The 4,828-nt window shown below is 56.2% G+C and carries 6 protein-coding genes; all 6 read left to right on the top strand.

Annotated elements, in window-relative coordinates; genetic code table 11:
* A partial coding sequence (locus tag IJT02_01880; protein MBQ7543674.1) for an ATP-binding protein occupies positions 1–870 on the top strand: 870 nt, incomplete at its 5' end.
* Complete coding sequence (gene dnaB, locus IJT02_01875) at positions 860–2,200, top strand: replicative DNA helicase (protein ID MBQ7543673.1); 1,341 nt, start codon at positions 860–862, stop codon at positions 2,198–2,200. The genes IJT02_01880 and dnaB, both read left to right, overlap by 11 nt.
* Positions 2,190–3,890: a DNA primase gene (locus tag IJT02_01870; protein MBQ7543672.1), complete on the top strand. Its 1,701-nt coding sequence runs from the start codon at positions 2,190–2,192 to the stop codon at positions 3,888–3,890. Before dnaB ends, IJT02_01870 begins: the two co-directional genes overlap by 11 nt.
* Complete coding sequence (locus IJT02_01865) at positions 3,887–4,360, top strand: helix-turn-helix transcriptional regulator (protein ID MBQ7543671.1); 474 nt, start codon at positions 3,887–3,889, stop codon at positions 4,358–4,360. Before IJT02_01870 ends, IJT02_01865 begins: the two co-directional genes overlap by 4 nt.
* On the top strand, positions 4,357–4,557 hold the full coding sequence (locus IJT02_01860; protein ID MBQ7543670.1) for a hypothetical protein: 201 nt from the start codon (positions 4,357–4,359) through the stop codon (positions 4,555–4,557). Before IJT02_01865 ends, IJT02_01860 begins: the two co-directional genes overlap by 4 nt.
* The coding region (locus tag IJT02_01855; protein ID MBQ7543669.1) for a hypothetical protein at positions 4,520–4,828 on the top strand (309 nt) is incomplete at its 3' end. The genes IJT02_01860 and IJT02_01855, both read left to right, overlap by 38 nt.

The following is a 4,828-nucleotide window of genomic DNA, read 5'->3' as shown; positions in this document are numbered from 1 at the left end:
GCATTGAGCTACCTCAAGGCCAAGTTCCCCGACGTTGATGAACAGGCATTCTTCACGGACTACACGGGGCAGACTTTCCCCGACGTGATAGACATGTGGTCAGTGGCTCAGGCGGCGGAGATTGAGGCTCTCTGCTCTGAATGCACCGGCGACTGCAAGCTCCCTGCTTCCGTCAAAGCCAGAAACTCACGCCCAGTTGTCAGCGTCTCACACAGCCCCAGAGGCTACAGTTTCCTCGAGGTCGGGCGGGCTTGCGGACTTGGTTGCAAGTTCCCTCACCTGACCGAAGAGTTCAGGCGCATGTTCCGCAAGAGCGGCATCGATGCCTCCTGCCGGAACATGACCTTCAAGGCCTACCAGTGCACAAAGTCTGACCCCGAGACCCGCAACGCCATGCTCGCGGCTCTGAAAGCCTCAGAGGAGCAGTCATGCCTAATTCTCGCTGGCAATCCCGGAACAGGCAAGACACACCTCGCCGTCGCAATCGCCATCCGTGCAATGGAGCAGGGACGGCAGGCACTCTTCCGCCTAGTCAGCGCAATGCTCGACGAGATACAGGCGGCCATCCGCGAGAACGGAGACTACGACGGCCTCATGCGCACCTTCAAGACCGTACCCTGCTTAGTGCTCGACGACATAGGCCACGAGAACATGACAGCCGCCCGTGCGAGCTACCTGCACCAGATCATCGATTACCGCTACGTCAAGAACCTGCAGACCATCGTAACCACCAACGCGCGCACTCCCGATGAGCTGTGCCAGTGGTGCGGGCGTGAATTTATCGCCCCTATGCTCTCGCGACTAATGGGTCATGGTTCATGGTCGACCCTCGCCAACGTCAAGGACAGGAGGCTCAACAATGCCAGCTAGCACTATTCCCCAGAATTTGCAGGCCGAACGCGCGGTTATAGGTGCTTGTCTGCTGTCAGCGGACGCTCTCGGCATTATCTCCGAAATCCTGCGCCCCGACGACTTTTACGACGCTAACAACAAAACGGTCTACGAAATCTGCCTGAGCATGTACCTCGAGAACAGGCCAATTGACATGGTAACGTTTCAGGCCGAAGCCGCACACAAAGGCGTATTCGAACGGATAGGCGGCCAGCCGTACCTAGCCGAACTCGTAAGCGACGACATGCTCCCAGCGAACGCGGGCTACTACGCTGAAATCGTGAAGGATGCATCGGTGCGCCGGAAGATGCTTGACGCTGGGCAGAAGATTACGAGTCTTGCGGTGAAGCCTGACGTTGAGGCAGGTGAACTTGTGGGCGAGGCCGAGAAAATAATTCTCGACGCATCGGCAGAGAAGGACACCTCCGGGCCTGTAGCGTTGAACTCAGCCGTGCCGTCGGTGCTCGCGAAAATCGACGAACTCCGCACAGGCAAACGCAGGAACACCGGCTACAAATCCGGCTTTAAGGATATGGACAAGATAATTACGGGTTTCCAGCCCGGAACGCTGAATATCATAGCGGCGCGCCCGTCGATGGGCAAAACTGCCCTAGCCCTGAACATTGCACAGTTCGGCGGCGAGGAGAACCGGCACGTGCTGTTCTTCAGCCTCGAAATGTCAGCCGAACAGCTCATTCACCGAATGCTCTCAGCGGAAACGCTCAGGTTCGGTGAGGGCGTGGGGATTTCGGCGATAAGCACAGGCGAGTTGTCGCAAGATGACTGGTACGCAGTGGAACGAGCACAGCCCGGACTTCAGGCGCGCAACATCCACATTTACGACAGCTCGGAACTAAGCGCAATGGATTTCCGCACAAAATGCCGCCGCTTCAAGACCCGCCATCCTGACCTATCCCTAATCGTTGTGGATTACCTCCAGCTCATGAGTTCTGGGAAGAAGAGCGACACGAGGCAGTACGAAGTTGCGGAGATTTCGCGGGTGATGAAGTCCACAGCAGTGGAGCTTGAATGCCCGGTAATTGCCCTGTCGCAGTTGTCGCGCGAGACCGAGAAGCGCACGGACAAGAAGCCCCAGCTCTCCGACCTCAGAGACAGCGGCGCGATTGAGCAGGACGCGGACGTAGTGATGATGCTTTTCCGCGAGGATTATTACTCCGAGACCGAGAACAACGACCTCACCGACAGCAAGGCCGACATCAGGATAGCCAAGAACCGCAACGGCACGACTGGAGTATGCCACTTGACATTTGAGCGGAAATTCACGAGGTTTATGGACTATGGCGGGTAATCAGGAAGTTTACGAGCACATTCGGGACGCGCTGGACATAGCGGACATAATCGGCGAGCGTGTGAAGTTACGGCGGGCAAACAGGGGCTACAGCGGACTTTGCCCGTTCCACGAGGAGAAAACGCCGTCGTTCCATGTGTACACGGACACGCAAAGCTATTACTGTTTCGGATGCCACGAGGCGGGAAACATCTTCACGTTCCTGATGCGGGCGGATAACCTGAGTTTTCCTGAAGCGGTGAAGGTGCTTGCGGATCGTGCAGGAATAGAACTCCCGAAGTATGAGCGTGAGGTAGGCGGGAAGTCAGCGTATGAGGTGCTTGACATGGCGGCGAAGTTTTACGCTGACACTCTCAAGAACGCACAGGGGACAGCGGCGCGGGCATACCTTGACCGCAGGAAACTTGACGGCTCGGACATTGCGCGTTTTGGGCTGGGTTATGCTCCGAGTTCGTGGGACGCTCTGGTGCACTATCTCCGGCGTGTCGGCGTAACAGATAAGCAGATGCAGGATTTAGGATTGGCGTTGCCGGGCAAGCACGGACTGTACGACAAATTCAGGGGCAGAGTGATATTCCCCATCAGGGACGTTGCGAGAAGGGTAATCGCTTTCGGCGGTCGGTTAATCGACGGCGAGGGCGCAAAATACATGAATAGTCCCGAGAGCGAAATCTACCGCAAGCGCAAGAACCTGTACCTTCTCGACGTAGCACGGACGGCAATTCGCGAGCGCAAGCGGTCAATCCTAGTAGAGGGGTACATGGACGCAATCCGTCTCCACAAATGCGGCTTCAAGGAGACTGTGGCCTCACTGGGAACATCCCTGACGCAGGAACAGGCGGAAATGCTCGCGCGGTTTGCGGACAGGTGTTACATCTGCTATGACGCTGACAAGCCGGGCCAGAATGCAACGTTGCGGAGTATGTTTGTGCTACAGAAGCACGGTCTGGACGTGTACGTAGTGAGCTTGCCGGAGGGGAAAGACCCCGACGAGTTCCTGACGGCAAATCCCCCTTCATCCTTCGAGGAAGCCCTGACGAACGCCCGCCCCCTTATTGCTAGGCACATTGAGGTGTTCAAGCCTCTGCTTGCTGACCCGTTGACGCGTAAATCCTCGATGAAGGAGCTGTTCACGACCTTGCAGGAGCTTGATGTGCACGAGGTGCTCCAGCACAAAGTTTCATTGAGTGAGGCAACAGGAGTTCCGCCTAGCAAGATAGAGGAATGGTTTTTGTCGAAGCAGAAGCGGGAAATCCCCGACGAAGCTCCTGCTCCCCTTGAGGCAAAAGGTGTCGAACCACCGAGCGAAGCGGCGTTATGTTCACTGCTGTATCACCATCAGGAATGCCGGTTGAGTTTCTCGCCGAAGGAAGCCCTGCATCTGTTGCGCAATCCAGAGGCCCGGCAGACAGCCTATGCTCTGCTGACGGAAAACCCCGACGCGCAGGTAATGTTGTGGTCATCACTGGGAGATACGGAGCTATTGGCGGTTCTAGCGCGTGGAGATGAAGTCTGTGCGCGGATGAAGGGTCTCACTCTCCCTGAGAAGTGGCAGAGCATTTACGGTGCACTGCTGGAACGGGACAAGAACCGGCGCATTCGTGAACTGACGGGAAAGCTGAAGCAGTCTCAGGCCACGCCGGAGGAGCTTGCGGAACTGTCGCGCCTGAAGAACGGAGGCAAGGCATGAGGAAGACGATAGCCCTTGACGGCCCGACGCAGGAGTTTTTGCGCGGACTTCGGGGAATGCGCGAGAATGCGGGGTTATCACAGCGTGAATTGTGCAAGGCTCTGAACATATCGCGAGGAACATTCCACATGTACGAGCTTGGACTGAATAATCCGTCGCTTGGAATGTTAATGCGTCTGGCAGAGTATTTCGGCTATGACCTCTCAGACAGTGTGAATTACAAGGTGTATCACGGCAAACTGACTCCTGCGGACATCAAGCGGACAATCCGTCGTTACGGGCTTGATTACCGAGAACTGTCGCGGCTGACAGGCTATAACTTTCAGCATATCAGCCAGTCGGTGAACATGTCGGGAAGATGGAGCGCAGAATGTTTGTCCGCAGTGCTTGAAGTCTTGAGGCATGAGCGGGAGCTTGAGAGATTCAGGACAAAGCGAGTACTGAGCGGATATTGGGGAGGCGGAAGATGATAACGCCCTATGTATGCAGTTACTGCGGGAACGAGCGTGCAGTGTGGCACATAAAGCTGAACACGTCAATGCTGGAGCACTGCGAGAGTTGCGTTGTCGGAGCGATGAACAAATATTCGCACGTGCTGAGTTTCCGGCTGAACCGTTCAAGGAGGAAGAATGTCCAAGAGAGCGCGAGAAGTACGCGGAATGCGTAACTGGCTGAAAGTTTCCCGCCGTGAGCCTGAATATCCCGCTCCAGTCAGCCCTGTCCCTGAGCCGTCAAGGTTCGAGGTAGGCAGGGACTATGAGATACTCTCGACGGAATCGCGACCGAAGAAGCAGGATATAATCAGCCCGACGACGGGGATGAACTGTGTGTTCAGGTACGAGGGCAAAGCGGGCATTCACCATTGTTTCAGGGAGATACGCGGGGGCTGGACGCGGACGTATACGGATACACAGTTAATCGGGAAGCGGATAACGGAG

The organism is Synergistaceae bacterium, assembly GCA_017450125.1.
Lineage (GTDB): Bacteria > Synergistota > Synergistia > Synergistales > Aminobacteriaceae > JAFUXM01.
The sequence above is the reverse complement of the archived record's forward strand: the minus strand, read 5'-3'. Positions and strand labels throughout refer to the sequence as shown.